We start from the raw sequence: 1235 nt of genomic DNA, 5'->3' as shown, positions 1-1235 counted from the left end.
GATGAATGAGACGGATCATCATAATGGATGCCGTGCTCGCTTGAATGAGCAAACGAATGGAAGGAACCATGAATGACTGGCATAATCGAAGTCCTTATTTAATATATGGAATAAGGTTGATAGGTGTGATTGATACAACAAGGATGTTTTTTAATAAATAATCATGCGAAAGACATATACGATCGCATATACATAAAAATACCGTTCCCATGACACGGTTCCTCGCGCTCCCGCGAGGCAGCTCGAGCATAGGGAAATAACTCGCCAAGGCGTGGTACTCGTTTATGGCAAGCTTGCCTTGTCCCATGGACGCTAGCATGGAGCCGATGACCCGTTCCGCTTTCTCGGTGCTGCGTGTATAGCTTTACCGCGAGCGTATCGATTTTTTGGTTACCTTCGCTGGGCAGATTTCCCATTGCTTGCCGAGCCAAGGTCATGAGCATCACCTTTATCCCCTCATTTATTTACGTCGCCTTCGTCGGATAAAACCGCATCGCCCACCGGGCCTGAGGTTTCCCCACGTTTTTCGAGCTGTTCAAGGAAGGCTTTTTCGCGGCCAATACTTAGCATTTTTACCTCGGCGTCATTCCGGCGAAGGCCGGAATCCATGCTTCGTACTGGCCATGGATTCCGGCCTTCGCCGGAATGACGGCTCGGTCATTTAATAGATATTGGCTAGCTTGCTGATTTTGTTCAGATCATTAAGCAGAAAACGTGGGGATGCCTCAGCCACCGGGCCCGTCCCCGATCTGCCGACGTACTACAGCAACGTCATCTATGGATCACCCTGCCCGCAGCCACCCGATGCAAGCCTGACCCTCGAGCAACGGAAACAGCGTGTCTACGCGGGGGTAGGGGTTGCGCATGATGATATCTATACGCAAACAGTAAAGGCAGCTATGCACGTCTTCGTCTTGTAGCCTGGATCTGATGCGCGGGATCGTTCGTATAGACGAATACCACTCTTGGCGTCGGTTATTTTCCCTATGATCGGGCTGCTTCGCCGAAGAGCGTGGAATCGTGCCATGGGCACGGTATTTTTATGTATCCGCGATTGAATATGTCTTTCGCATCATTATTTATTAAAAACATCCTTGTTGCGTCAGTCACATCCATCAACCTTATTCCATGTATTAAATAAGGACTTCGATTATGCCAGTCATTCATGGTTCCTTCCATTCGTTTGCTCATTCAAGCGAGCACGGCATCCATTATGATGATCCGTCTCATTCATC

Annotated in this window: 1 protein-coding gene; it reads right to left on the bottom strand. The window is 48.8% G+C overall.

Features of this window, described 5'->3' with window-relative positions:
- Positions 1–456: 456 nt before the first annotated feature.
- A complete protein-coding gene (locus tag IEX75_RS24025; protein ID WP_188798590.1) occupies positions 457–609 on the bottom strand; it encodes a hypothetical protein in 153 nt (50 codons plus the stop codon).
- Positions 610–1235: the final 626 nt, after the last annotated feature.

Source organism: Dyella nitratireducens, from assembly GCF_014642835.1.
GTDB lineage: Bacteria > Pseudomonadota > Gammaproteobacteria > Xanthomonadales > Rhodanobacteraceae > Dyella_B > Dyella_B nitratireducens.
The sequence above is the reverse complement of the archived record's forward strand: the minus strand, read 5'-3'. Positions and strand labels throughout refer to the sequence as shown.

Excerpts from the sequence above, each read along its gene's own strand:
- IEX75_RS24025 (WP_188798590.1), bottom strand. The coding sequence starts at position 609 with ATGGATTCCGGCCTTCGCCGGAATGACGCCGAGGTAAAAATGCTAAGT.